This is a genomic window from Thiothrix winogradskyi (genome assembly GCF_021650935.1).
GTDB classification, from domain to species: Bacteria; Pseudomonadota; Gammaproteobacteria; order Thiotrichales; family Thiotrichaceae; genus Thiothrix; species Thiothrix winogradskyi.
This window is the reverse complement of record NZ_CP091244.1, coordinates 1,584,593-1,609,596: the sequence shown is the minus strand read 5'-3', so window position 1 is coordinate 1,609,596 and position 25,004 is coordinate 1,584,593. Positions and strand designations below refer to the sequence as shown.

Here is a 25,004-nt window from a genome sequence, read left to right as displayed (position 1 = left end):
ATGGCAAGTTTGCTGGATGCCACCGCTGAAGCCCTATCCCTGCTGTTAAACGGGGATGCGGCATTGTGGGAAATCGTCGCTATTTCCTTTGAAGTCTCCGCCATTGCCTTGCTCATTGCCACCCCGCCCGCTTTGTTGCTGGCTTTTGTGCTGGCGTATGGGCAATTTCCCGGTAGACGTTTGACGATTTCGTTGTTCAGTACCTTGCTGTCTGTGCCGACGGTGGTGATTGGGTTGACGTTGTATTTACTGCTGTCACGCCAAGGGCCACTGGGTGACTTCCGCCTGCTGTTTACCCAGACGGCGATGGTCTTGGGGCAAATTGTGCTGGCGTTTCCGATGCTGGTTGCCATTGGGCATTCTGCCCTGCAAGCGGCGGATCGGCGGGCGTGGGAAACAGCGCGCACCTTGGGCGCATCACCGTTTCGTGCCTTATTGACCGTTACCTACGAAGTACGCTTTGGCTTATTGGCAGCGGTGTTAGCGTCCTTTGGGCGCATTATTTCGGAAGTGGGTGCGTCGATGATGCTCGGTGGCAATATTTTGCACCATACCCGCAATATTCCCACGGCGATTGCGCTGGAAACCAGCAAAGGCGAATTTGCCCAAGGCATTGCGCTGGGCATGGTGTTGCTGGTACTGGCATTTACCCTCAATATTTTGCTGCATCACTTTCAAGGCAAAGGGCACATAGGTTCATGAATACACTGCATTTTCGTCAGATTCATCAATACCACGGTAAACGCCCGATTTTAAATGGGCTGGCATTGCGCCTGAGTCAGGGCGAATGTTGCCTGCTGACTGGCGATAACGGCGCAGGTAAAACCACCTTGCTGCGCATTCTCGGTGGTTTTGACCCGCCTAAACAGTTTGAGGCGGATACCGGCTTTAGCCTGCTGAATTGGTCGCAATACCGTAAACTGTTGCGCGATAGTGTGCTGTATTTGCATCAGCAACCGTATTTGTTTGAAGGCAGTGTGCGTGACAACCTCAATTACGCCTTGCCTCGTGCCGTGGATAAAGCGCAACGGCAGGAGCGCATCCGCCAAGCCTTGCAATGGGCCGGTTTAGAACACCTTGCGGATACCTCGGCGAAAACGCTTTCCGGTGGCGAATACCAGCGCGTGGCGTTGGCACGGGCTTGGTTACGTCAGCCGCGTATTTTATTGCTGGATGAACCTACCGCGAATATGGATAAGGATGCCCGCCTGCGTACTATTCAATTGTTGCGCCAATTGCGTGACGAGGGCATGGCGCTGCTGATTGCCAGCCATGACCCGGATTATTTTTCCTCGTTGGTCAATCAACACCTGCATTTGCAGGACGGCATTTTGCAAACCGTTACCAGTGCGTTACGCTTGGCTACGATTGTGCCGTTAACGCCGCATACCCACCACCACTCAGGAGCAGGTTTATCATGACGCAAGCGCATAGCACTCCCCGGATTACCGGCGTTATTCTGGCAGGTGGCAGAGGCAGCCGCATGGGTGGGCAAGACAAAGGCTTGCTCGAATTGCACGGTCGTCCGTTGGTGGCGTATTTGTTGGACGCCTTGCAGCCACAGGTCGATGCTATCCTGATCAATGCCAACCGTAATCAGGCACGTTACCAGCAATACCACTATCCGGTGATCAGTGATGAATTGAGCGACTATCAAGGGCCGTTGGCGGGGTTTGCAGCGGCGATGCAAGCGGCACAAACGGATTACATCCTCACTATTCCCTGTGATGCGCCGGAATTGGCAGCGGATACTGCCGCCCGTTTACTGACAGCCTTGCAAGATGAGCAAGCGGAAATCGCCGTGGCACACGATGGCGAACGCCTGCAACCGGTTCACGCGCTAATTCCCGTGAGTTTATTGCCCAGCCTGCAAGCCTTCCTTGCCAAGGGCGACCGTAAGATTGATTTGTGGTACTCACAGCACCGCATGGCAAGCGCCGATTTTTCCGATTGCCGCCGCATGTTCCGCAATATCAACACCCCGCAACAGCAGGCCGAGCTGGCGGCGGAAATCCCCCTCAATCCCTCTTTTGCAAAGGGGGACGCAATACCCCTTGGCGCTTCCGTTCCCCCCTTTGCAAAAGGGGGGCTAGGGGGGATTTCTCTCCCCGTAATCGGCGTATGCGCTTGGAGCGGCTCAGGCAAAACCACCCTGCTGACCGACGTGATTCCACGCCTGAAAGCCGCCGGTCTTAACCTGACCGTGATCAAACACGGGCATCATCAGATCGAACTGGATTCCCCCGGCAAAGACACTTACCGCTTTCGTGAAGCCGGTGCTGACCAAGTATTGCTGGTATCACGCAAACGCATGGCGATGATGCAGGAATGCAAAACCCAGCGCGAACCGGAACTGGTGGATGTGTTGCGTTTTGTGAACCGTGATTGCGCCGATCTGGTGTTAGTGGAGGGTTTTAAGCACACCGCCATTCCTAAAATCGAAGTGCATCGCCCCAGTGTTGGCAAACCGTTGCTGTACCCCAATGACAGCACCGTGATTGCGCTGGCAACCGATGATATGACGCTGGACGTTCCGGCACACATTACCAAGCTGGATCTTAATCAGTCGGATAGCATTGCCGAGTTTATCCTGCAATGGCGTACTCGCCAGCTTGCGCCTGTCACTAATACCAGCGCCACCATCCACACCGCGCCTAGCTGCGCCGATGCGCGTGACCCTAGCAGTCTGTCGATCACCGAGGCTCGCAGCCGCATTATGGCAAACTTGCAAGCGGTTGCGCCCGCGCTGAAACGCCCGTTACGTGATGCCTTGGGGCAGGTGTTGGCGCACGCGGTCATTTCCCCGCTCAATGTTCCTAATCACGTCAATTCGGCGATGGATGGTTATGCCTTGCGCAGTGATGATTTGCCGGGGGATGACTGCCGTGCCTACCGCGTAATCGGCAAAGCGTTTGCGGGGCAAGCCTTCAGCGGTGAATGCGGCAAGGGCGAATGCGTGCGCATTATGACGGGCGCATCCATGCCCGTTGGCACAGATACCGTGGTGATGCAGGAACACACCGAAGCCGGGGCAGAAGGTTACATCCGTATCGGTACGGGTCATCGCGCCGGACAAAACGTGCGCCAAGCCGGGGAAGACATTGCACAGGGTAGCACCGTCTTACCAGCAGGACATCGCGTGAATCCGGCAGATTTGGCGGTATTGGCATCGTTGGGAATTGCTGAAGTCAGCGTAATACGCCCGTTGCGAGTAGCGTTTTTTTCCACGGGTGATGAACTGCGCTCCATCGGTGAAACCCTGGCGGAAGGGCAGGTGTATGACAGCAACCGTTATGCGCTATACGGCATGTTGCAGCAACTTAATGTCGAGATCCTCGATATGGGGGTGGTGCGTGATGACCCTGCCAGCCTTGAAACGGCGTTGCAACAAGCGGCAGCGGCAGCGGATGTGCTGCTGACTTCCGGCGGGGTATCGGTGGGTGAAGCGGATTACATCAAAGGCATTTTAGCCAAACTGGGGCAAATCAACTTCTGGAAAATCGCCATTAAACCCGGTCGTCCGCTGGCATTCGGCACCTTGGGCAAGGCGTTGTTCTTCGGTTTGCCGGGGAATCCGGTGGCGGTAATGGTGACATTCCTGCAATTCGTGCAACCCGCATTACTGAAGCTGGCGGGTGAAACCGACTATGAACCCTTGCTGTTGGATGCCATCTGCCAAAGCCGCCTGAAAAAGCAGCCAGGGCGCACCGAATTCCAGCGCGGCATAGTCCGGCGTGAAGCGGGCAAGCTGGTGGTGGACAAGGCAGGGTATCAAGGTTCGGGCGTGCTGAGTTCCATGAGCAAAGGCAATTGCTTGATTATTTTGCCGGAAGAAACCGCTACGGTTGAACCGGGCGATGTGGTGCAAGTGCAGGTGTTTGGCTGGTCAGGCTGATTTAGCCGTCAGTTCCAGCAAGCGAGTACGCACCAATTCACTCACTTGCGTGCCTTGGCACAAATTATCCAGCAATAGCGTGGCGTCGGCGCACATATCCACCATTTTTGTCATCACAGCCTCCATGCAGTTACGCCACTCCTCCAATTCCGGCGAAGCAGATTGAGGCAAAAAGACACCGCGATACAAAGCCACCGCTTTTTCAATCTGCCTCTCTTTCAATATTTGCCACAAATCCACGAAATCTGCCCACACATCGACAGTTAAGCGGTACGGACGCGAACTAATATGCCCGTCGAGCAACTGCCGCAAATGCGATAGCTCAACTTTCAAGGTCGTGAGCGCCACTGGCTTATCGCCATACAACGCTGAATGCAAACCTGCCAACGTCAATCCCTGCGGATTCAAAATCAACAAACACAAGATTTCGATTTGACGCAGGGAACAATGGATCTCTTTGCCGCGAAACTGTACCCGTAAAAATCCCAGTGCGTGTACTTGCAACTCGGCACGGATCAAGCTGGCAGGCAAATGGCGTTGGATGGAACGTGCCAGATCCGCGACTGCCATTTCCCCCAACGGCGTATGCTTTTCCCAAGTGGTTGCCACACAAAAAATGCCTGCCAATTCGCCCGATGCGGGGTAAACCACGGGCGCGGCGTAAGCCACCCAATCATGCAGATGGCGTGAATAATGTTCTGCCGCAAACACCATCGTTTGTTGGCGCGAGGCCAGTGCTAAGCCAATCGCATTCGTACCCACTGAATGCTCATCCCAATAGCAACCGGGAGTAAACCGGGCGGCGCTTGCCAGTGCTTCCATTGGGCGACTGACGACTGTCCACAACAAACATCCTCGCGAATCGGTTAGCCCTGCTACTAACCCCCCTTCTTCCACCAAAACGGCTAATTCAGCCTGCATGTGTTGAATAGCGGTTTGCAGAGGTGAATTATCCCAATTCCCCGCCCACTGGGATGGCTGAAGTAGAGTACGCGGTTGCCAAGGATTCAAGTGTTGCAAACTGCGCTGCCAGGAACGCAAAATTTTGGCATTCACTGCTCCAGCAAGGGTGTACAACGGTTGCCCACTCACCATCTGCTGCCAAGCGTCAGCGGTATGTTCCTTGTGTTGTGCCAATTTTACCCGTCGTCCAGGCTGCTGCATGACAATATTCCTCAGCGTGTGTGGATTTCTTTGAACCAACCTTTTTGCAACCTAAGTACTGCTAATATCGCGCCAGTACAAGTATACACACACCAAACGGCTCAATAGCCAGAAATCCAGAGAAGGAGGTGACCATGCTCAAATCGCTCTACATTAACCCCGAAAAATGCACCGGCTGCTTGCAATGCGAAATGGCCTGTTCGTATGAAAATGAAGGGGGTTTTAATCCGTCACGCTCGCGCATCAAAGTCTTTACCTTCCATGATGCCGGGCGTTTTGTCCCCTACACCTGTACCCAATGCGATGAAGCATGGTGTTTAAAAGCCTGCCCCGTTGATGCCATTGTCGTCAACAAGCTGACAGGTGCGAAGGACATCATCAATGACCGTTGTGTTGGCTGCAAAGTGTGCACCATTGCCTGCCCATTCGGCACGGTGAACTACAACAGTGCCATTGGCAAAGTCACCAAGTGCGATTTGTGCGGTGGTGATCCGCAATGCGCGGCAGCTTGCCCGACGGGCGCGATTACTTACATCGACGCCGATGCCACTGGTCTGGAGCGGATGCGCTCTTGGGCAGACAAAATCAACACCCAACACGCAGCCTGAGGAGGATCAGCACATGGCATGGACTAAACAAATTCTGCGCGTCAACCTGAGCAACGGCACGGTAACAACCGAACCGCTGAACATGGAATGGGCGAACGATTATCTAGGTCAACGCGGTTTAGCGACCCGTTATTTTGTGGCAGAAGTCGACGCAACCGTCGATGCACTCGGCCCTGACAATAAGCTCATTATGGCCACCGGCCCGTTGACCGGCACTATGGCTTCCACAGGTGGGCGTTATTCCGTCATTACCAAAAGCCCGCTGACCGGCACGATTGCCTGTTCCAACTCCGGCGGCTTTATCGGTGCGGAACTGAAAAACGCCGGGTGGGACATGATTATTTTTGAAGGCAAAGCCCCAGCCCCCGTTTACCTGTACGTCGAAAACGAGCACGCCGAATTGCTACCAGCTGACGACTTATGGGGCAAATCGGTGTGGGAAACGGATGAACTCATCCACAAAAAACACCAAGACCCGCAAATTCGTATTTGCTGTGTGGGGCGTGCTGCCGAAGCAGGCTGCTTGTATTCCGCCATCGTCAACGACTTGCACCGTGCTGCTGGGCGTTCCGGCGTGGGTACGGTGATGGCATCCAAAAACCTCAAAGCGGTCGCGGTACGTGGCACTAAAGGTGTCGGCAATATCAAAGACCCGATCCGTTTCATGCGCGAAGTCGCGGCACAGAAAAAAGTGCTAGCCGACAATGCGGTGACAGGCGCAGGTTTACCCAAATACGGCACGCAAGTGCTGATGAACGTCATCAACGAAATGGGCGCATTGCCGACCCGCAATATGCGCGAAGTGCAATTTGAAAACGCACACAACGTCTCCGGCGAAGCCATGCACGCCCTGCGCAAATCCGACGGCAAACCGAACCTGACCCGTAACGCGGGTTGCTTTGGTTGCACCATTGCGTGCGGGCGGATTTCCACTATTGACCAAGGTCACTTCTCTGTCGCCACCAAGCCCGAATATTGGGGCAATTCCGGCGGCTTGGAATACGAAGCGGCGTGGGCATTGGGGCCGAATACTGGCGTGGATGATTTGGATGCGCTCACTTACGTCAACTTCCTGTGCAACGAAGACGGTTTCGACCCGATTTCCTTCGGTGCCACCGTATCAGCGGCGATGGAATTGTTCGCGATGGGCGTGATTACGCTGGAAGACACCGGCGGTCTTGACCTCAGCTTCGGTTCCGCAGAAGCCTTGGTAAAAGCCACCGAACTCACCGCGAAAGGCGAAGGTTTCGGCAAAATCCTCGGCATGGGTTCTAAGCGCATGTGCGAGAAGTACGGTCATCCCGAATTGTCGATGACGGTGAAAGGGCAGGAATTCCCTGCCTATGACCCACGCGGGATTCAGGGCATGGGCTTGACTTATGCAACGTCCAACCGTGGCGCGTGCCATTTACGCAGCTACACCGTGTCATCTGAAGTCTTGGGGATTCCGATCAAAACCGATCCACTTGCCACCGATGGCAAACCGGAGTTGGTCATTGCGTTCCAAGATGCTACCGCCGCTGTGGATTCGTCCGGCTTGTGCTTGTTCACTACGTTTGCATGGTCGTTGGTGAACATTGCCCCGCAAATTGACGCGGCCTGCGAAGGCGATTGGTCGGTAGAAAAATGCGCCGAAGTCGGCGCTCGTATCTGGAATCTGGAACGCGATTTTAATATGCGTGCCGGTCTGACGGGTGCGGATGACACCTTGCCGAAGCGCTTGCTGAAAGACGCTGCCAATGTTGGCCCTGCGAAAGGCTTGGTATCCGGTCTGGATGTCATGTTGCCCAAGTACTACGAACTGCGTGGTTGGACAACCGATGGTCAATTGACCGAGGAAATCCGCAACCGTTATGGGCTACCCGCGTGAGGTGCGCATGAAGCATGTGATCATTGGTACAGGGCCAGCGGGCGTGGTTGCCGCTGAAACCTTGCGTAAACGGCTGCCAGAGGCGGACATTACGTTGCTAGGTGGTGAACCGGAATTGCCGTATTCGCGTATGGCAATTCCTTACCACCTGATTGGTAAAGTCGACGAAGGCGGTACGCATTTGCGCCCAACAGCAGGGCATTTCGATGCCCTGCGGATTGAGCTACGCCAACACATCGTGGAAAGTATCCACCCAGACAGCAAAGCGCTGACCTTGGTGGGTGGCGACACGCTGACGTTCGACAAGCTATTGCTGGCAACGGGTTCACGCGCGACACGCCCACCGATTCCGGGCATGGATTTGCCGGGTGTGGTCAATTGCTGGACGCTGGCGGATGCACGTAAAATCATTGCAGGCGCAAATGCAGGCGATGACGTGGTGCTGATGGGCGCGGGTTTCATCGGCTGCATTATTCTAGAAGCCTTGGCGTTACGCGGCGTGAAACTGACCGTAGTGGAAATGGAAAACCGCATGGTGCCGCGCATGATGGATGAAAAGTCCGGCGGCTTGCTGAAGCAGTGGTGCGAAGCCAAAGGTGTCCGCGTGCTAACATCAACTCGTGTGCAAAGCGTCAGCGAGGATGCGGGCAAACTGGTGGTGGAATTGAGCGGGCACGAGCCGCTCAAAGTCAATCTGGTCATCAGCGCCACCGGGGTGCAAGCGAATACCGATCTGGCGAATGGTTTGTTGGACACCAATTACGGCATTATCGTGAATGAGCGCCTGCAAACCAGCCACCCAGACATTTTCGCAGCAGGTGACGTGGCGGAAGGTAAGGACTTTTCCACCGGTAGTTACAGCGTGCAAGCGATCCAGCCAACAGCGGTGGAACATGGTTATCTGGCGGCAATCAATATGAGTGGCGGCAAAAATGCCCTACACCGTGGCAGCATTAATATGAACGTGCTGGACACGATGGGGCTGATTTCGGCATCCTTCGGCTTGTGGCAAGGCGTGGATGGCGGCGATGCCGCGACGCTGGATAATACGGCGCGTTACCGTTACATCAACCTCCAGTTCGAGGGAGATGTGCTGGTCGGAGCGAATACCTTGGGCATGACGCAACATATTGGTGTGATGCGCGGCTTGATCCAAAACCGCACGCGCTTAGGCAAGTGGAAACACAAACTCATGGATGACCCAACCCGCGTGATGGAGGCGTATCTGGCACATCACGTCCCCTAACTGTAACGGTGAGTGCGCATGAACATTACCTTGAAACTGTATGCCAACCTGAGTGATTTATTGCCTACGAATGCACAGCGCAATGCGGTACAGATCGACGTGGCGGAAGGGGCAACCGTAAACGCCATCATTGACCAGTTCCGCGTGCCACGCGAGCTGGCGCATTTGGTGCTGTTGAATGGGGTGTTCGTCTGCCATGCTGACCGCGATGAAGTGGGAAGGCTAAAAATGGGTGATGTATTGGCGATTTGGCCACCCGTGGCGGGAGGGTAAGCGAATTTCTTGCTTATACCGCGAAATGGGTTTTACGCGGGCAGAGTTTCTACAACTCTTGCCCGCTGCTTTGCATGATTACCCGTATACGCATAGCGGTGACGCTATTCATATCTGGGTGAAAGGCGTGCCATTGACGCTGACTTTAGGGGTGGAACAGGTGCGCCGCATTGCCATACTGGCACTGCCGTATATTCCGGTAACGTTTACCTACGCGGGTGTTGCTGAAGCCGATTTTCAAACGTTTTTGCGGCAGTTTGATTTGTATTACCGTAAAGGTGGCGGATAACTACTCACGTTCGATTGCACCACACACCGGGCAAGCCGGATCACGCGGCAAGGTAAAGCGCATCCATTCCAGCGCCTGTCCATCGAACAGCATGACTTTTCCGGTCAGGGTTTCACCCGTTCCAACCACTAATTTCACCACTTCCAACGCCTGCATACTGCCCAAAATCCCCAGCAATGGCCCGACGACACCGTTTTCACTACAGGTTTGCGCAATGCCACCCACCTTGCCGTAAAAGCAATGGTAGCAAGGGTTTTCTCCAAGATACGGCTGAAACACGCTGATCTGCCCTTCCCAACGAATCGCGGCTGCCGATACCAACGGCTTGCGAGCTGCTACGGCGACCCGATTAATCAGCAAGCGCGAATCGAGGTTATCGGTGCAATCCACCACCACATCCGCCTGCTGCATCTGGCTCAGTAATTCAGCCTCATCCAATTGGCGTGGCAAGGTTTCCACGGCGATTTCTGGGTTAAGGCGGCGCAAGGTTTCCGCTGCGGAGTCAACTTTAAGCTGCCCAATCTTTGGCGTATCGTGAATAATCTGGCGCTGCAAATTGGTCAGGTCGACTACATCCGGGTCACACAATACCAGCGTTCCCACCCCGCTCGTGGCAAGGTACATCGCCACGGGCGAACCCAAACCACCCACCCCAATGATTAGGACACGCGCCGCATTGAGCTTTTCTTGCCCGGTTATATCAATCTGCGGCAGCATAATCTGGCGGCTGTAACGCAGCAATTGTGCATCATCCATCATGTTTGTCCCGTGGTTTTTGCGGACTTCAATAAAAAAGCCCTTACCGATTGCAACCAGTAAGGGCTTCCTTGTACAGGTCAATCCAACCTGATGCGCTCTTTTGGTGGCTACACCTAGATTCGAACTAGGGACCCCATCATTATGAGTGATGTGCTCTAACCAACTGAGCTATGTAGCCATAAGGCTTGAGACCTTAACGACCCTAGCCAATATTGTCAACGAGTTTCTTGATTGTTGCACAACAACTTAATCACGCTGTGTTAAATGCATTTGAACAGATTCTGCCAAAACCTTAGCGAAACCTACGGCGACAGCATTACCGATCATTTTATAACCTTGATTCACATCATTGTATAAAAATACAAAGTCATCTGGAAAACCTTGAATACGTGCGCACTCACGCACACTCAAGCGTCGGTATTCATAACCGGGAACAAACCTAAATGCATCCTGCCCCAATTTTTCCATCTTCGGTGCATCAGGGTGAATCGGCGCATGACGACCACCAGCCTGGATAGTAAACGATGGCTCATCCCAAGCCCTGACACGGTTGCGTGACATATAAATACTGGAAAAACCTCCCGTCATATACTCATGATTGGGAATGACAAGATCAATATTCGGTTTCGACTTGCTGTGAGCAGGGCGTGCAGAATTTGCTAAATCGCCGATCACATCCCGCAAGCAACGACGTTCCGCAAAGGGAGCGGGGAAAGTATAGCGAATCCCCAGATCCTTTCTAAAACCGATAAAAATGACACGTTCACGGTCTTGTGAAACGCCATAGTGTGAAGCATTCAGGAGCTTGAAAAACACATCATAGCCACTATCAGTAAACGTTTGTTTAATATTTTCCAATGCTTCTCGGTGGCGTGGCGCAAGCATTCCACTCACATTTTCAGCAAGAAAAAACTTAGGTTGCTTAGCCCTTAAAACTCGAATAAATTCAAAAAATAATTGCCCACGATGATCATTAATCCCTCTTCGTGCGCCGCCTTCGCTCCAACTTTGACACGGCGGGCCCCCAATAATGCCATCACAATCAGGAATTTCACTTTCAGGAATATTGACGATACTACCCGCTTCTAATTGGGTAGCAGGATGATTCAAACGGTATGTCGCCCAAATATCTTTATCATGCTCATTAGCATAAACAATCCGAAAACCCGCTTGAGAAAATCCCAAGTCCAATCCACCCGCACCAGAAAACAGTGAAACCACTTTCATCATAAGTATTACATCCAACTCCGCCCGCTACTTTCCGCCTGATACAAGCTATCATTCACAATGCGTTTACCCACCGCCCAGGGGATAAACGGCACGCCCTGAGCGCCTGATGCAAACACCAGCCGCACATGGCATAGGTTATGGCGCTGCAACCACCAGCTTTGCGTATAGCTCACCTGCTGCACCTTAAAAATCGGTAGACAGTAATAATTCACCCCAATCAGCCCTTTGCGGATATACAGAAACTGACTATCCAACGCATACCCCCAGCGCCGCCAACGCAACACGCTCAGCAAGCCGATCCAAATCCCAAGCAGTAAAGCAACATTCGCCAATAGCGGCGAATCGGGGCGCAACAGCCATTGCGACACCCCGACCAACACAAGACAGAACAAAAACGGTCGGATTAAAAACCGCCAGTTAATCGGCGCAAACACCACCTCGGCTAAACGCTGCGCTGGCAAAGCTTCCGTCAATAACGCTTGTGCATCCTGCGGCGTAACGGCGGGAACCATAATCCGCCCCGCATCGACCAAACCTGCCTGCGGTGCTTGAATTTGCTCAAAGCGCACATTGCAACGCCCAAACACCCGCTCCAACCAACTTTGCTGAAACTGCACCCATTGCAAGCGCGACAGTTTCATACTCACTTCGTGGCGCGTAAACAAACCACAACGTTGGATATAACGCTCACCACGCTGCACCAAGCTGTAATCAAAAAAGCTCAACATCGCGCCCGCCACCGATAACAACGCCATGAACATCACCACCAACAAAGCAATGCCCACCATCAGCACAATCAACCACCCCAGCGACTGCTGCGTCGGGTCAAAATACTGCACCACATCAATGCCCGACGTTTCCAGCCGTTCACCAATCCGCTCCAGCGCGTTATCCCAAAACGGTGTCGTTGCTGCCAAAAACACCCACACCCGATTATTGCTAATCCCATAAATCAACAAATCGCCGACACTGCGCCGATTCAATAAGCGTTCGTTGGGGATTGTCTCCTTCACCTCCTCAATATCGCTGGCAATCGTAGTGTTGGTCTCTTGGGTAATCGTGGTAGTTGAATGCGCGGCATAAATGGCGTGCTGCAACGCTTCTGCTTGTGAGCGCGACAAAGCAACAAGCTGCGCCTCATCGCGACTCGAACCAGCCGTATCCAACTGCACCATCACATGATCCGTGAAGCGGTAATACAAAGGCTGTTCCAGCTTCACATTTTGAATGCGCTCAAACGGCAGGTTGAGCTGGGTTTTTTGAATAATCCCCGCCTGAATATCCACCGTGTCGCCGCTCACCCGAAACTGGTAAAAATAATAGCGCAACACTGCAATACCCGCGAACAACCCCAAGCCAAGCACAATCGCGCCCAGCGTCAGCAGTGGCGACTCCTGCAAGCCCCGATACGTAAAAATGGTGAGTGGAATGAGGTAAAACACACTGCCAAACACCGCCTGCAAACTTTGCAGACTGAAATACAGCAACGCAATCGGTGATAAATGCTGCCAATTTTCCAGCTTTTGCAGCGCATCATCCACCATGCTGTAAATCCTGATGCCGTAAAATAAACTGCCGCAAGCCTTGCGCCTGCTCGATGGGCAAACCGGGAATTGCAAACGTATACGTACCGCTACCGGCACTAAACACCTGCAAGGTTGCCAACCCCGCACTGCGCTCAAGCGGGCCGCGTTTCAGCTCAATGTGTTGAATACGGGTCAGCGGCTGAATCACCGTATGCCGAAACAACAAGCCCCAACGAAACCCCACATCATGCTCACGCAAGGCATACGCCACGCGCTGATCGGCAAAAATACCATACACATTGTACAGCACACTCAAGGCGATCAACCCCAGCATCACCCAACCCGCCAAAGGCTGATAATCAGCGGTAATGGCAGACAAGAAGGTGTATTCACTGACGAACCAGATAATAAGCAATACCAGCGTTACCAATAGATTTAGCATGGCATTAATCGGCATATAACGCGGCGAGAGTGCCTGCCAGTCGAACTGTTCAACATCGGGTAAGTCTGCCAACGGCACATTGGCATTACTGAACGATAGATTTTGCACGGTGCTTCATTCCAAATTGCGTGGATGAGTCACACTCAGATGTTTTAGTTACGTTGTCAATTTAAAGTTGATAAAACTGGTAAGATTGCGGGCGAACTTTCGCCTTGCGGTGTCACGTTAAACCAAGGAGTTATCATGCAAATTATCCCGTCGTGGCCAGCACTTGCCTGTTGGGTATGCGTCGCCGCCCTGTGCCTCCCCGCCTCACTGGCAGCGCGGCAAGCCTCGGATACCGTTGCCCCACAAACCACCCACACGCTCAAGCCGCAAACGCTGGTGACAGCGAAGCAGTTCATGGTGGCAACCGCGCACCCCGACGCAACTCAAGCCGGTTACGCCATCCTCAAAGCAGGCGGTTCGGCGGTGGATGCGGCAATCGCGGTGCAATTAGTGCTGGGTTTGGTCGAGCCGCAAGCCTCCGGTTTGGGTGGCGGCGCACTCATGGTGCTATGGGATGCCGACCAGCAGCAATTGGTGGCACTGGATGGGCGCGAAACCGCTCCGCAAGCCGTGACCTCCGACCTGTTTCTGGATGAACTCGGCGAACCCTTAGGCTTTATGGATGCGGTAGTCGGCGGGCGTTCCGTCGGCACACCCGGCACGGTAGCGTTGCTGGCACACGCCCACGCCAATTACGGCAAATTACCTTGGCAAGACCTGTTCACAGCGGCGCGGCAATTGGCAACGGATGGCTTCGTGGTGACAGCACACATGGCGGAACAAATCGCTGATAGTGCCGACAGTTTGCGCACCTTCCCCGCCACCCAACAGTATTTTTTCACCCCATCCGGCAAGCCCTTGCCCGTCGGATTTGTGCGCAAAAACCCAGAATACGCCAAGACGCTGGATGTCATCGCCAAACAAGGCGCGAAAGGCTTTTACCAAGGCGAGATTGCCCAAGCCATTGTCGATACCGTGAGCAAAGCCGCCACCAACCCCGGCAAGCTGGCACTGCAAGATTTAGCCGATTATCAGGTGAAAGCGCGTGAGGTGTTGTGCGTGGATTATCGCCAGCATGAAGTCTGTGGCATGGGGCCGCCAACCTCCGGCACGGTAGCGATTGGGCAGATATTGGGAATGCTCAGCCATTTCGACCTGAAAAAGCTGGGGGCAGACAACCCGCAAAGCTGGCGTTTAATTGGTGATGCCACCCGCTTGGCGTTTGCGGATCGCGGGCGGTATTTGGCAGACAGCGATTTCGTGGATGTGCCGGTGCAAGCCTTGCTCGCCCCCGCTTACCTGAAGGCACGGGCGCAGGCGTTGCACGGCGAAAAGGCGTTGGATACGGTTGCTCCCGGCGATCCCCTGCCCAAGGTATCACAGCAATGGGCGGATGATGCTGCGCTGGAATTGCCTTCCACCAGCCATTTTGTGATTGTGGATGCCAAAGGCAATGTGGTGTCGCTGACCAGCACCATTGAAAACGGCTTTGGTTCGCGGCTAATGACCAACGGTTTTCTGCTGAATAACGAATTGACCGACTTTTCTTTCAAAGCCGCTGAAGATGGCGTGCCGGTTGCGAATCGGGTGGAAGCGGGCAAACGCCCGCGTTCGTCAATGTCACCGACGATTGTGCTAAAAGATGGCAAGCCTTATATGGCACTGGGTTCACCGGGCGGGCCGCGCATTATCAGCTACGTGGCGAACGCGCTGATTGCGCAACTCGATTGGGGTTACGACATCCAGCAGGCTTTCAGTATGCCGCACCGGGTCAACCTATTTGGGCGTTACGAGCTGGAGGCAGGCACGTCTGCCGCCGCCATGCAACCCGCGCTGGAAGCCTTGGGTTATGAAGTCACCACCAGCACCATGACATCAGGCTTGAGCGGAGTGGTGATTACCCCACAGGGCTTGCGGGGCGCGGCTGATCCGCGTCGGGATGGCACAGTGCTGGGGGATTGACAGCTATAGCCGTAACCGCTCCAACGCCACGTAACTATTCCCCATCGCGATTGGCTGACTGGCATCGCGCAACACCCACGGTGCGAGGCAGTGCGTCGATGGCAAATAATCCACCGTAGGATAAGGCAGGCTCAAGGTTTCAGCCGCCAAGCGATACAACGGCGTGCAATACACCGTTGCCAACAATGCCGCAGGGTCGGCGGGCAAGGTTGCCAATTGCCCCGTGGCGTGCATTTGCGCTAAAAAATATGCGCCGTGCGAATGCCAAGGGAAATTGGCAGCATAACGCGCAAACACGTTGAAATCAGGCAGCAAACGTTCCGGTTCATCCGGCGCGTAACGGTAACGCCCCAACAACGGCGGCTGGATCAAGGCAAGCGGTACATCCAAATAGTCCGAGCGCGTCAGTAATTCGGCAATCCGCACGCGATTATGCGGCTCATCCAGCCAGTGCGCCGCTTCGAGCAAAGCACACAGCAAGGCTTGATGGGTTTCGGGATTGGCTTCTGCCCAGGCTTGGGTGACACCCAGCACTTTTTCGGGGCCATTGTTCCACAAATCGTAACTGGTAACGGCAACCTGCCCAATACCCCGGCTGACAGCTTGCTGATTCCACGGCTCACCCGCGCAATAACCGTCAATCTGACCTTGCGCCAAGGATTCGACCATTTGCTGCGGGGGAATGACGCGAATTTCCACATCTTGACCCAACACCAGACCGCCATCCTGCAACCATGCCTGCAACAAATAATGGTGTTGCGAGAAAGGATAGACGCAACCGAACACCAATTTGCGCGGCGTTTGCGCATCTAAAAGACGCTTGAGACCGTGCGCTCGCACAGGGGCGGTGCATAATGCTTGCGGGTAATGTTCGCGCATGGCTTGCATCAAGGGGCTGGCGACAGTAATCGCACTGCCATTCAGACCAAGACTGAACGCGGCTTGCATGGGAATCCCCAAACCGTCAATCCCCAGCGTTGCCGCCAAGGGCATGGGGGCAAGCATGTGCGCGGCATCGAGTTCGCCGAATGCCACGCGGTCACGAATATTTGCCCATGACACTTCGCGCTGCAAGGTGACATGCAGACCGTATTTTTCAAAGAAACCGCGCTCCAATGCTGCTACCAGCACGGCACAATCGGTGAGGGGCAAAAAGCCGATGCGTAAATCTTGTTTCATCAGAATTTCCCCCCCAGCAAAGCCATTGCCGCGACGAAATTACGGGCTGCTTCGCCAATTTTCATATTGCGATCCATCGCCATTTTGCGCAGGAGTTGGTACGCCTCTTCTTCCGTCAGGTTGCGGTGCTGCATGAGGATGCCCTTGGCTTTATCCACATCCTTGCGGTCTTGCAGGCGCGATTTGTAGTCTTCCAGCTCATCTTTGAGCTTTTGGTGTTCTTGAAAGCGGGCAATCGCCACTTCCAGCACCGATTTCAGGCGTTTTCCCGGCAAATCATCGACGATGTAGGCACTGACTCCGGCACTGATGGCAGCACGGGTGGTTTCAAGATCGCTTTGTTCGGCAAAAAACACGATGGGTTTAGGCATTTCGCGACTGACATTGCGCAACGATTCCAGCGTGTCGCGATCCGGGCTTTGCATGTCGATGAGAATGATGTCGGGCTGATGAGTGCGCACGGCGGCGAGCAGGTTTTCACCTTGCCCGACACGGATTATGTGGGCGTAACCGGCGGCGAAGAGCGCGACTTCGAGACTCGCGGAACGGTCGGGGTCGTGATCGACCAACATGAGTTTGTGCATGTGAACCTTGTTATAAGCAATAGCTAATGTAAGTGCGATGCAAAAATTACGCCAGTAACGCCCGCAATTCCGGCAAGCACGAACCGCAATTCGTGCCCGCATTCAGGCAACGTCCAAGCGCTTCCACGCTGCTTAACCCCTGCTCTGCAATTGCCTTGCGGATGGTTATTTCGCCGACGTTGAAACACGCGCATACCGTGCGCCCCTTGTCTTCGCTTGCCACTGCCGGTTTGCCTGCCAGCAAATTGGCGCGATCTGTTGCTGACAAGGCTTCATGGGCAAACAGACTCACTAACCAATCACGGGGCGGCAAACGCTCTGAGGATGCGCTGATGAATAAGCAGCTTTCCAGTTGATCACCGGTGAAACGGGCGGCTCGATAGGTTTGGCGGGCAACGTCGAGGTATTCCGTCCAGTTCACGTCCTCGGCGTGTTGGCATAGTAGGTCGCGAGCGAAGGTTGCCCAATCTGCGGCGGGTTGCTGGCCTGCGAGTTCGTAACGCCAGGCGTTTTCAACTTTGATGGCAGTCCGGTAAGTGTAAGAGGGCGTATGCAATACGCCCCTACCGTGAATATTCGTAGGGGCGTATTGCATACGCCCTCCTTCGAGAGCAGCGAGGGGGATTTTTCTTCGCGAAATCAAAAAACCCTGCCAAGCCACCTGATACGCTTCAATCGCCACCGTCGCGTGCTTACTCTCCGGCTGCCCCGAAATCGGGTCAACACTTGCCGGAATCAACGCCCCCACGCCTGCCGCGCCACTGAATTGCCCGCTCCAGTGCATCGGCACAAACAAGCTGCCGCGCTGCTGGTCACGACTGGTTTTTACCTTCACCAAGATGGATTGCGTGATGGTGTAGATTCGCGCAATTCCGCCGTCTTGCAAGCCTTGATCACGCGCATCACACGGATGCATTTCCACGTAAGGCTCAGCGACGTGCGCGGACAAACGCGGCGAAATGCCAGTGCGTGTCAGCGTGTGCCAGTGATCACGCACCCGTCCGGTATTCAACACAAACGGGAATTCGGGCGTGCGTTGTGATTGTGGCAAACGCGGTTGCACGGCGATGAATTGCGCCTTGCCGGATGGTGTGAAAAATTTACCATCGGCAAACAAGCGCGTTGTCCCCTGCCCTGCGGCATTCAGCGGCCATTGCGTCGGCGGTAACTGGTCGTAATCTGCTGCCGTCAGCATTTGCCACGCGCCCAGGTTAAAGCAACGTTCGCCGTGATTTTCAAACGCGGATAAAGCGGCATGTTCGCGGAAAATTTCGTGGGCGGATTGATACGCAAACGCTGCACCGAAGCCCATTGCCTGCGCCACCTCAGCCAAGATTTGCCAATCCTGCTTGGCTTCGCCCGGTGCAGGCAAAAACGGCGGTTGGCGTGAAATCGTGCGATCGCTGTTCGTCACCGTGCCGTCGCGTTCACCCCATGTCAGCGCGGGCAAACGGATATGCGCCAAATCCACGGTATCGGTGTTGCGCACGCAATCGGATACCACCACCAGTTCGCACTGCTGCAAGGCGCGACGGACTTGCGCACTGTCCGGCAAACTCACCGCCGGATTTGTGCCCATAATCCACACCGCTTTGACCTTGCCCGCCTCTATCGCTTGGAACAAATCCACCGCTTTCAGCCCAGCCTGTGGCGCAATGCGCGGCGATTGCCAGAAACGTTGCACCAAATCGCGGTGCTGCGGGTTGTCGATGTCGAGATGCGCGGCAAGCTGGTTGGCAAGCCCGCCGACTTCGCGTCCGCCCATTGCATTCGGTTGTCCGGTGAAGGAAAACGCCCCTGCCCCGACCTTGCCGATACGCCCCGTCAGCAGGTGGCAATTGATCAGCGCATTGCCTTTGTCTACGCCGCTGGAGGATTGGTTGATGCCTTGCGAAAACACCGTGACCACTCGTTGCGTTGCGGCAAACAGCTTGAAGAATTGTTCCACGGCTTCAACTGCGAGATTGCATTCGGCTGCGACGGCTTGCGCTGAGGGTGCGTTGGTTTTCGCCAGCTCTACCGCCTGCTCCATGCCCTTGGTGGATTGATTGACGAATGCAGCATCGGTATGCCCGTTTTCCGCGAGCCACACCAGCAAGCCGTTGAACAGGAACGCATCCGTCCCCGGCGCAAGCCGCAAGTGCAAATCGGCAAGGTCGGCGGTTTGGGTACGGCGTGGGTCAATCGTCACCACTTGCAACGCCGGATTGAGCTTTTTCGCTTTGACCATGCGTTGGTACAGCACGGGGTGACACCATGCGGCATTGCTGCCCACCAGCACGATGAGTTCCGCCGCTTCCAAATCTTCGTAGCTGCACGACACGAGGTCTTCACCGAAAGCGCGTTTGTGTGCTGCCACTGCCGACGACATGCACAAGCGCGAATTAGTGTCGATATTCGCCGAGCCGAAGTAGCCTTTCATCAGCTTATTGGCAACGTAATAATCTTCGGTCAGCAATTGCCCGGAGACGTAGAACGCCACCGCATCCGCACCGTGTGCCGCGATGATGTGCTGGAAACGGTTGGCGATGGTGGATGTTGCCACATCCCACGTGACGCGCTGCCCGTCAATTTCGGGGTAGAGCAAGCGTTGCGGATGAGCTAGGGTTTCCGCCAAGGCGGTGCCTTTGGAGCATAACCTGCCGAGGTTGGCGGGGTGTTCCTTGTCGGGGCGCACCTTAAATGCGCCAGCCGCGTCTTGTTCGACGATGACCCCGCAGCCTACGCCGCAGTAGGGGCAGGTGGTTTTGGTTTGCATAAATCATTCCTTAAGAACCCTCACCCCAACCCCTCTCCCAGAGGTAGAGGGGCTAAGAGAAGAGAGCCATCTTTATCTTGCTCCCCCTCTACCTCTGGGAGAGGGGGCTGGGGGGGGAGGGTGTCTTAAAGCTGAAGAAACACTTTCCCCCCCTCCACCTTCACCGCAAACACATTGCCACACCCATGATCCGGCGCAAGCGCGTTGCCGCTGCCCAGGTCGATCTTCCAATTGTGTAGCGGGCAAGTGACGGTCGAGCCGTGCATAATCCCTTGCGACAACGGCCCACCTTTGTGCGGGCAAGCGTCGCGAATTGCGTACACCTGATCGTCCGAGCCGCGAAACACGGCGATGTCGGTGTCACGGGTTTTGATCAGGCGCGAGCCGAGTACCGGAATGTTGTTTAATTCGACGACTTCTATCCATTTGCTCATTATTGTGTACTCCTAGGCTTCGATCATGATCGGGGTGAATTCAGCGGCTTCTGCACCGTCCGCACGGGCTTTCCACGGGTCGATTTGCGCGGGCTGTTGCGAAATCAGGAAACGCTCGTACAAGGCTTTGCGGTTGGCGGCATCGCTTAAAATCGCGGTTTTGACCTTTTCCAAGCCGACGCGTTCGATCCACGGCGCAGTACGTTCCAGATAATGCGCATCTTCACGGTAGAACTGGCAGAACGCACCGGTGTATTCCAGCACTTCCTCCTCAGTGGCCACTTTGCACAGCAAGTCGGTGACACGCACTTTGATACCGCCGTTACCGCCGATGTGCAGCTCGTAGCCGGAATCCACGCACACCACGCCGATGTCCTTGATGGTCGCTTCTGCACAATTGCGCGGGCAACCGGAGACTGCCAGCTTGAACTTGTGCGGCATCCACGAACCCCACGTCAGCTCTTCCAGCTTCACGCCGAGTCCAGTGGAATCTTGCGTGCCGAAACGACACCATTCACTGCCGACGCAGGTTTTCACGGTACGCATCGCCTTGCCGTAAGCGTGACCCGACACGAAACCCGCCGCGCTCAAATCTTTCCACATCGCAGGCAGTTGTTCTTTTTTGATGCCAAACATATCAATGCGCTGCCCGCCGGTGACTTTCATGGTCGGCACTTGGTATTTGTCGGCAACGTCGGCAATGGCGCGTAATTGGTCGGAGGTACACATCCCGCCAAACATGCGCGGCACAACCGAATACGACCCGTCTTTCTGGATATTGCCGTGGGCGCGTTCGTTGATGTAGCGCGATTGCGCATCGTCCACGTATTCAGTGGGGTAAGCGCACAGCAGGTAATAATTGAGTGCATTGCGGCACGACGGGCAACCATCCGGCGTTTTCCACTCGAAATGCTCGCGCACCGCAGGCATGGTTTTCAGGCTGTGCTGAATAATGCCGTGGCGGATGTCGTCATGGGTGTAATCGGTGCATTTGCACAATGGTTTGGTTTTCGGCGTGGCGGAATAGTCGCCGCCAACAGTGTGCGCCAGCAAGGATTCGACCAAGCCGGTACACGAACCGCACGAAGCTGATGCCTTGGTATGGGCGCGGACTTCATCCAGCGTGAACAGCTTTTTCTCGGTAATCGCTTTTACGATGTCGCCTTTGCACACGCCGTTACAGCCGCAAATTTCGGCATTGTCCGGCAAGCTGGCAACGCGGGTGTCGGGGTTATGCCCGGAATCACCCAAGTGATGTTGTCCGAATAGCAGGGTGTCGCGGAAGGCGGACACGTCTGTGCCGTCTTTCATCAACTGGAAATACCAACTGCCATCCACGGTATCGCCGTACAGTACCGCGCCCTTCACCTGATTGTCTTGCAGCACGATCTTTTTGTACGTGCCGGACGCTGCGTCTTTGAACACGATGTCTTCGGTCTGGTCATTGCCGGTGAAATCGCCAGCGGAAAACAGTTCGATCCCGGTGACTTTCAGTTTGGTGGACGTGACCGTGCCGACATAACGGGCAATGCCGTGTTTAGCGAGGTGGTTGGCGGCGACTTTGGCTTGTTCAAACAGCGGTGCAACCAAACCGTAGGCAATCCCGCGATGTTGCACGCATTCCCCAATCGCGTAGATTTTCGGGTCGGTAATGGTTTGCATGGTGTCGCTGACCACAATGCCGCGTTCGCAATACAAGCCTGCGGATTTGCCGAGTTCGGTATTGGGTTTGATGCCGACTGCCATCACCACCAAATCGGCGGGAATTTCGGTGCCGTTTTTGAAACGCACAGCAGTAACACGTTCGCCACCGATGATTTCAGCGGTGCTGTGTTCCATCAGGAAGATCATGCCGCGCTCTGCCAGCGATTTTTGCAGCATGGCAGCAGCGGGTTTGTCGAGCTGGCGTTCCATCAGGGTGTCGAGCAGGTGGACGACGGTGACATTCATGCCTTGTTTCATTAAACCGTTCGCCGCTTCCAGCCCCAGCAAGCCGCCGCCGATGACGACCGCGTGTTTATACTGGCTGGCGGTGTCGAGCATGGTGTCCACGTCTTTGATGTCGCGGAAACCGATCACGCCCGCTTTATCCGCACCGGGCAAGGGCAGCATGAATGGCACGGAACCGGTGGCAATAATCAAGCGGTCGTAATGCGCTACCGTGCCGTCGGTGGCGATGACTTCGCGGCGGGCACGGTTGATTTGCTCAACCTTTTTGCCTTTGTGCAAGGTGATGCCATTGTCGATGTACCACTGTTCGCCGTTGAGCATGATTTGCTCGATGGTTTTTTCGCTGGCAAGCACCGGCGAAAGCATGATGCGGTTGTAGTTGCCATAAGGCTCTTCGCCGAATACCGTGATGTTGTAATGGTCGGGGGCAAGTTTGAGCAGTTCTTCGAGGGTGCGTACCCCTGCCATGCCGTTGCCGATCAGTACTAAATTTTCTTTGTGCATTGTTGCGTCTCCTGAAAACAAAAAAGCCCTGAACCGTTACGCCGGAGAGGGCGTAGGGTTCAGGGCTTCGTTACCCGTGATATGTGTGTCACGCAACAGTGCGTGGTGGCTGTACCTCGATCGCCGTTGACCGGGGGCAGCGTTTGGGGAGATTTATGCAAGGGTTGTGCCAAGGGCGGCTGCTCCGTGTTCCCCCCCTTCCCCAGCCCTTCCCCCGCAAGGGGTGAAGGGGGTTGGAGGAAGAAGTGGGTGTGAGGGTGCGTTAATTTAGGGAGTGGGTGGGGAGGTTTGCACTGGAATAGGGCGCATCACGTTTTGATCTAGCCCCTTAAACCCGGACACATCAACTTGTGAGGAATTGTGCTTCAAAGTCCAACGGACTGAGATAGCCCAAGGTGCTGTGCAAGCGGTGCACTAACCACGCCAACGCCCCATACCGCCTGTGCCAAGCTTGCCGCTTTCACCGGAAACCAGCGTTTATCCTGAAAGTGTTCCAGATAACGCCCCAGCCACCAGTTAATCACCGACCCCAGCGTATTACCCAACGTCGCCACCGCAATCAACAGCCAAAACGCACTTTGCCCGTTGAGCAATAACCCAACGAGCACGGCTTCCGATTGCGCGGGAATCAAGGTAGCGGCGAGTAACGCCGAAGTGAACAGCAGCAGATAATCCATTGCGGCATTATCTGCCAAACAAACGGATTATGCCGCCTCTTTGTGTGTATGTTTCTCATACAAGAAACGCAACACGTCGGCACGGTAATGGTTGTACGTGGGGTTATCCGCCAATGCCAGCCGATTGCGCGGGCGCGGCAAATCCACTTTCAGAATTTCCCCCACCGTCGCTGACGGCCCATTGGTCATCATCACAATCCGATCCGACAGCAACACCGCCTCATCCACATCATGCGTCACCATAATCACGGTCTTGTGAGTGGCGGCAGTGATTTTCATCAGCTCATCCTGCAAATGCGCACGGGTCAAAGCATCCAACGCACCGAATGGCTCATCCATCAGCAACACTTTCGGATCCATCGCCAACGCCCGTGCAATCCCCACCCGCTGCTTCATCCCGCCGGAAATCTCGTTTGGAAACTTATGTTCCGCGTGAGTCAGCCCCACCATCGCCAAGGCTTCGTGGGTACACTGCTTAAGCTGTGCCTTCTTTTCCGTCGCGCCAAACACCCGATCCACCGCGAGGTACACATTGTCAAAGCACGTCAGCCAAGGCAACAACGAATGGTTTTGGAACACCACCGCCCTATCCGGCCCCGGCCCTTTGATTTCGCGGTCAGCACACAACGCTACCCCACTGGTATGGTTTAGCAAGCCCGCCACGATATTCAGCACGGTCGATTTACCACAGCCAGAATGCCCAATCAGGGTAATAAACTCGCCTGCCGCGATGTTCAAATTCACCTCTTGCAACGCCTGAAACGGGCCTTTCTTGGTGTTAAACACCATATCGACGTGTTCAAGCTGCACGTATTTGCTGGAATCCATAACCACCTCACTCGGTTCGCAAACGGCTGGCAAGCAGCAACAAAAATTGTTCTAACAACAGGCCAATCAGCCCCACCACGAAAATCGCAATAATGATGTGTTCAACGTTCAAGTTGTTCCACTCATCCCACACCCAGAAACCCAAACCGACCCCGCCGGTCAGCATTTCCGCTGCCACAATCACCAGCCACGCCACGCCGATAGCAAGCCGCACCCCGGTCATCACATACGGCAGAGTCGCAGGCAACAAAATCTTGGTAAACATCTTCCACGACGACAAGTTCAGTACCCGCGCCACATTGAGATAATCCTGCGGAATCTGCGACACTCCGACAGCGGTGTTAATAATCATCGGCCAGATCGACGAGATGAAAATCACCCAAATCGCCGCTGGTTCAGCCTTCTGAAACACCAACAAGCCAATCGGCAACCACGCCAACGGCGACACCGGACGCAACAAGCTAATGATCGGCGCAAGCATATCGTTGAAAAACTTCACCCGCCCAATAATGAAACCCACCGGAATCCCCACCAACGCCGCCATCCCGAAACCAATCCCGACCCGCGCCAACGAGTTGAGAATATTCCAGCCAATACCCTGATCATTCGGGCCATTTTGGTAAAACGGGTCTTTGAACAACTCCACGGCGGATGCCCATGTTGACACCGGCCCCGGCAATTGCGGGTTGGTGGCGGAGACCAATGACCACAGCAGCACAAAGCCGAGCAGTCCTAGGAAGGGGGCTAGTAGCCCTAGTGAACGTTCTTTCCACATACG

Annotated in this window: 22 protein-coding genes and 1 tRNA gene; 9 read left to right on the top strand and 14 right to left on the bottom strand. The window is 54.8% G+C overall.

The window, feature by feature from the left end; genetic code table 11:
- Genes L2Y54_RS08090 through L2Y54_RS08080 form a run of 3 tightly spaced genes read left to right on the top strand, consistent with a single transcriptional unit; the run spans nt 1 to nt 3,895 of the window.
- Nucleotides 1-702 carry an ABC transporter permease gene (locus L2Y54_RS08090; RefSeq protein ID WP_236501329.1) on the top strand — a complete coding sequence of 234 codons (702 nt, stop codon included), beginning with the start codon at nt 1-3 and terminating at the stop codon, nt 700-702.
- A complete protein-coding gene (locus L2Y54_RS08085; protein ID WP_236501327.1) occupies nt 699-1,421 on the top strand; it encodes an ABC transporter ATP-binding protein in 723 nt (240 codons plus the stop codon). Before L2Y54_RS08090 ends, L2Y54_RS08085 begins: the two co-directional genes overlap by 4 nt.
- Nucleotides 1,418-3,895: a bifunctional molybdopterin-guanine dinucleotide biosynthesis adaptor protein MobB/molybdopterin molybdotransferase MoeA gene (locus tag L2Y54_RS08080; protein WP_236501326.1), complete on the top strand. Its 2,478-nt coding sequence runs from the start codon at nt 1,418-1,420 to the stop codon at nt 3,893-3,895. The genes L2Y54_RS08085 and L2Y54_RS08080 overlap by 4 nt, the downstream gene beginning before the upstream one ends.
- Here the strand turns inward: L2Y54_RS08080 and L2Y54_RS08075 are convergent.
- Nucleotides 3,887-5,059 (bottom strand): transcriptional regulator, encoded by a 1,173-nt coding sequence (locus L2Y54_RS08075; RefSeq protein ID WP_236501325.1) that lies wholly within the window; start codon nt 5,057-5,059, stop codon nt 3,887-3,889. The two genes, L2Y54_RS08080 and L2Y54_RS08075, sit on opposite strands and share 9 nt — an antisense overlap.
- A gap of 134 nt (nt 5,060-5,193) precedes the next feature.
- Here L2Y54_RS08075 and L2Y54_RS08070 point away from each other — a divergent pair, with 134 nt between their 5' ends.
- From L2Y54_RS08070 to L2Y54_RS08050, 5 genes are read left to right on the top strand one after another with little or no spacing between them, the layout of a single operon-like run.
- On the top strand, nt 5,194-5,667 hold the full coding sequence (locus L2Y54_RS08070) for a 4Fe-4S dicluster domain-containing protein (RefSeq protein WP_236501324.1): 474 nt from the start codon (nt 5,194-5,196) through the stop codon (nt 5,665-5,667).
- A 13-nt stretch (nt 5,668-5,680) separates the two neighbouring features.
- Complete coding sequence (locus tag L2Y54_RS08065) at nt 5,681-7,537, top strand: aldehyde ferredoxin oxidoreductase family protein (protein WP_236501323.1); 1,857 nt, start codon at nt 5,681-5,683, stop codon at nt 7,535-7,537.
- 7 nt (nt 7,538-7,544) lie between these two features.
- Nucleotides 7,545-8,783: an NAD(P)/FAD-dependent oxidoreductase gene (locus L2Y54_RS08060; protein ID WP_414718466.1), complete on the top strand. Its 1,239-nt coding sequence runs from the start codon at nt 7,545-7,547 to the stop codon at nt 8,781-8,783.
- A gap of 18 nt (nt 8,784-8,801) precedes the next feature.
- Nucleotides 8,802-9,056, top strand: coding sequence for a MoaD/ThiS family protein (locus L2Y54_RS08055; protein ID WP_236501321.1), 255 nt, complete (start codon nt 8,802-8,804; stop codon nt 9,054-9,056).
- Between the two features lie 25 nt (nt 9,057-9,081).
- Nucleotides 9,082-9,345 (top strand): hypothetical protein, encoded by a 264-nt coding sequence (locus tag L2Y54_RS08050; protein ID WP_236501320.1) that lies wholly within the window; start codon nt 9,082-9,084, stop codon nt 9,343-9,345.
- Here L2Y54_RS08050 and L2Y54_RS08045 read toward each other — a convergent pair whose 3' ends face one another.
- The 5 genes from L2Y54_RS08045 to L2Y54_RS08025 form a co-directional block, all read right to left on the bottom strand.
- Complete coding sequence (locus tag L2Y54_RS08045; protein ID WP_236502006.1) at nt 9,346-10,101, bottom strand: HesA/MoeB/ThiF family protein; 756 nt, start codon at nt 10,099-10,101, stop codon at nt 9,346-9,348. It abuts the gene before it with no gap.
- A 104-nt stretch (nt 10,102-10,205) separates the two neighbouring features.
- Nucleotides 10,206-10,282: transfer RNA gene (locus L2Y54_RS08040), tRNA-Met, on the bottom strand.
- A 68-nt stretch (nt 10,283-10,350) separates the two neighbouring features.
- A complete protein-coding gene (locus L2Y54_RS08035; RefSeq protein WP_236501319.1) occupies nt 10,351-11,334 on the bottom strand; it encodes a DNA cytosine methyltransferase in 984 nt (327 codons plus the stop codon).
- Nucleotides 11,335-11,339: 5 nt separating this feature from the next.
- Nucleotides 11,340-12,878, bottom strand: a complete 1,539-nt coding sequence (locus tag L2Y54_RS08030) for a PH domain-containing protein (protein ID WP_236501318.1) — start codon at nt 12,876-12,878, stop codon at nt 11,340-11,342.
- Nucleotides 12,868-13,410 (bottom strand): PH domain-containing protein, encoded by a 543-nt coding sequence (locus L2Y54_RS08025; RefSeq protein ID WP_236501316.1) that lies wholly within the window; start codon nt 13,408-13,410, stop codon nt 12,868-12,870. The genes L2Y54_RS08030 and L2Y54_RS08025 overlap by 11 nt, the downstream gene beginning before the upstream one ends.
- A 135-nt stretch (nt 13,411-13,545) precedes the next feature.
- On the opposite strand from L2Y54_RS08025, the gene ggt reads away from it, so the two are divergent.
- Nucleotides 13,546-15,312, top strand: a complete 1,767-nt coding sequence (gene ggt / locus L2Y54_RS08020; protein WP_236501315.1) for a gamma-glutamyltransferase — start codon at nt 13,546-13,548, stop codon at nt 15,310-15,312.
- Nucleotides 15,313-15,315: 3 nt separating this feature from the next.
- Here the strand turns inward: ggt and L2Y54_RS08015 are convergent, their stop codons facing one another.
- The 8 genes from L2Y54_RS08015 to ntrB form a co-directional block, all read right to left on the bottom strand.
- Nucleotides 15,316-16,491, bottom strand: a complete 1,176-nt coding sequence (locus tag L2Y54_RS08015; protein ID WP_236501314.1) for a CmpA/NrtA family ABC transporter substrate-binding protein — start codon at nt 16,489-16,491, stop codon at nt 15,316-15,318.
- Nucleotides 16,491-17,075, bottom strand: a complete 585-nt coding sequence (locus L2Y54_RS08010; RefSeq protein WP_236501313.1) for an ANTAR domain-containing response regulator — start codon at nt 17,073-17,075, stop codon at nt 16,491-16,493. The genes L2Y54_RS08015 and L2Y54_RS08010 overlap by 1 nt, the downstream gene beginning before the upstream one ends.
- A 46-nt stretch (nt 17,076-17,121) precedes the next feature.
- Nucleotides 17,122-19,833 carry a nitrate reductase gene (locus tag L2Y54_RS08005; RefSeq protein WP_236501312.1) on the bottom strand — a complete coding sequence of 904 codons (2,712 nt, stop codon included), beginning with the start codon at nt 19,831-19,833 and terminating at the stop codon, nt 17,122-17,124.
- A gap of 125 nt (nt 19,834-19,958) precedes the next feature.
- Nucleotides 19,959-20,267 (bottom strand): nitrite reductase small subunit NirD, encoded by a 309-nt coding sequence (gene nirD / locus L2Y54_RS08000; RefSeq protein ID WP_236501311.1) that lies wholly within the window; start codon nt 20,265-20,267, stop codon nt 19,959-19,961.
- Between the two features lie 12 nt (nt 20,268-20,279).
- Nucleotides 20,280-22,721 (bottom strand): nitrite reductase large subunit NirB, encoded by a 2,442-nt coding sequence (nirB, locus tag L2Y54_RS07995; protein WP_236501310.1) that lies wholly within the window; start codon nt 22,719-22,721, stop codon nt 20,280-20,282.
- Between the two features lie 365 nt (nt 22,722-23,086).
- Nucleotides 23,087-23,416, bottom strand: coding sequence for a YqaA family protein (locus tag L2Y54_RS07990; protein WP_236501309.1), 330 nt, complete (start codon nt 23,414-23,416; stop codon nt 23,087-23,089).
- Between the two features lie 9 nt (nt 23,417-23,425).
- Nucleotides 23,426-24,226 (bottom strand): ABC transporter ATP-binding protein, encoded by an 801-nt coding sequence (locus tag L2Y54_RS07985; protein ID WP_236501308.1) that lies wholly within the window; start codon nt 24,224-24,226, stop codon nt 23,426-23,428.
- A gap of 7 nt (nt 24,227-24,233) precedes the next feature.
- Complete coding sequence (gene ntrB, locus L2Y54_RS07980) at nt 24,234-25,001, bottom strand: nitrate ABC transporter permease (protein ID WP_236501307.1); 768 nt, start codon at nt 24,999-25,001, stop codon at nt 24,234-24,236.
- Nucleotides 25,002-25,004 lie beyond the last annotated feature (3 nt).

What these genes read in the sequence shown, in the direction of transcription:
- L2Y54_RS08060 (WP_414718466.1), top strand. Translation starts at nt 7,545, where the DNA reads ATGAAGCATGTGATCATTGGTACAGGGCCAGCGGGCGTGGTTGCCGCT.
- nirB (WP_236501310.1), bottom strand. Translation starts at nt 22,721, where the DNA reads ATGCACAAAGAAAATTTAGTACTGATCGGCAACGGCATGGCAGGGGTA.
- L2Y54_RS08050 (WP_236501320.1), top strand. Translation starts at nt 9,082, where the DNA reads ATGGGTTTTACGCGGGCAGAGTTTCTACAACTCTTGCCCGCTGCTTTG.
- L2Y54_RS08065 (WP_236501323.1), top strand. Translation starts at nt 5,681, where the DNA reads ATGGCATGGACTAAACAAATTCTGCGCGTCAACCTGAGCAACGGCACG.
- L2Y54_RS08080 (WP_236501326.1), top strand. Translation starts at nt 1,418, where the DNA reads ATGACGCAAGCGCATAGCACTCCCCGGATTACCGGCGTTATTCTGGCA.
- ntrB (WP_236501307.1), bottom strand. Translation starts at nt 25,001, where the DNA reads ATGTGGAAAGAACGTTCACTAGGGCTACTAGCCCCCTTCCTAGGACTG.
- L2Y54_RS08010 (WP_236501313.1), bottom strand. Translation starts at nt 17,075, where the DNA reads ATGCACAAACTCATGTTGGTCGATCACGACCCCGACCGTTCCGCGAGT.
- L2Y54_RS07985 (WP_236501308.1), bottom strand. Translation starts at nt 24,226, where the DNA reads ATGGATTCCAGCAAATACGTGCAGCTTGAACACGTCGATATGGTGTTT.
- L2Y54_RS08030 (WP_236501318.1), bottom strand. Translation starts at nt 12,878, where the DNA reads ATGGTGGATGATGCGCTGCAAAAGCTGGAAAATTGGCAGCATTTATCA.
- L2Y54_RS08055 (WP_236501321.1), top strand. Translation starts at nt 8,802, where the DNA reads ATGAACATTACCTTGAAACTGTATGCCAACCTGAGTGATTTATTGCCT.
- nirD (WP_236501311.1), bottom strand. Translation starts at nt 20,267, where the DNA reads ATGAGCAAATGGATAGAAGTCGTCGAATTAAACAACATTCCGGTACTC.
- L2Y54_RS08035 (WP_236501319.1), bottom strand. Translation starts at nt 11,334, where the DNA reads ATGATGAAAGTGGTTTCACTGTTTTCTGGTGCGGGTGGATTGGACTTG.
- L2Y54_RS08015 (WP_236501314.1), bottom strand. Translation starts at nt 16,491, where the DNA reads ATGAAACAAGATTTACGCATCGGCTTTTTGCCCCTCACCGATTGTGCC.
- L2Y54_RS08085 (WP_236501327.1), top strand. Translation starts at nt 699, where the DNA reads ATGAATACACTGCATTTTCGTCAGATTCATCAATACCACGGTAAACGC.
- L2Y54_RS08045 (WP_236502006.1), bottom strand. Translation starts at nt 10,101, where the DNA reads ATGGATGATGCACAATTGCTGCGTTACAGCCGCCAGATTATGCTGCCG.
- L2Y54_RS08090 (WP_236501329.1), top strand. Translation starts at nt 1, where the DNA reads ATGGCAAGTTTGCTGGATGCCACCGCTGAAGCCCTATCCCTGCTGTTA.
- L2Y54_RS08005 (WP_236501312.1), bottom strand. Translation starts at nt 19,833, where the DNA reads ATGCAAACCAAAACCACCTGCCCCTACTGCGGCGTAGGCTGCGGGGTC.
- L2Y54_RS08070 (WP_236501324.1), top strand. Translation starts at nt 5,194, where the DNA reads ATGCTCAAATCGCTCTACATTAACCCCGAAAAATGCACCGGCTGCTTG.
- ggt (WP_236501315.1), top strand. Translation starts at nt 13,546, where the DNA reads ATGCAAATTATCCCGTCGTGGCCAGCACTTGCCTGTTGGGTATGCGTC.
- L2Y54_RS08075 (WP_236501325.1), bottom strand. Translation starts at nt 5,059, where the DNA reads ATGCAGCAGCCTGGACGACGGGTAAAATTGGCACAACACAAGGAACAT.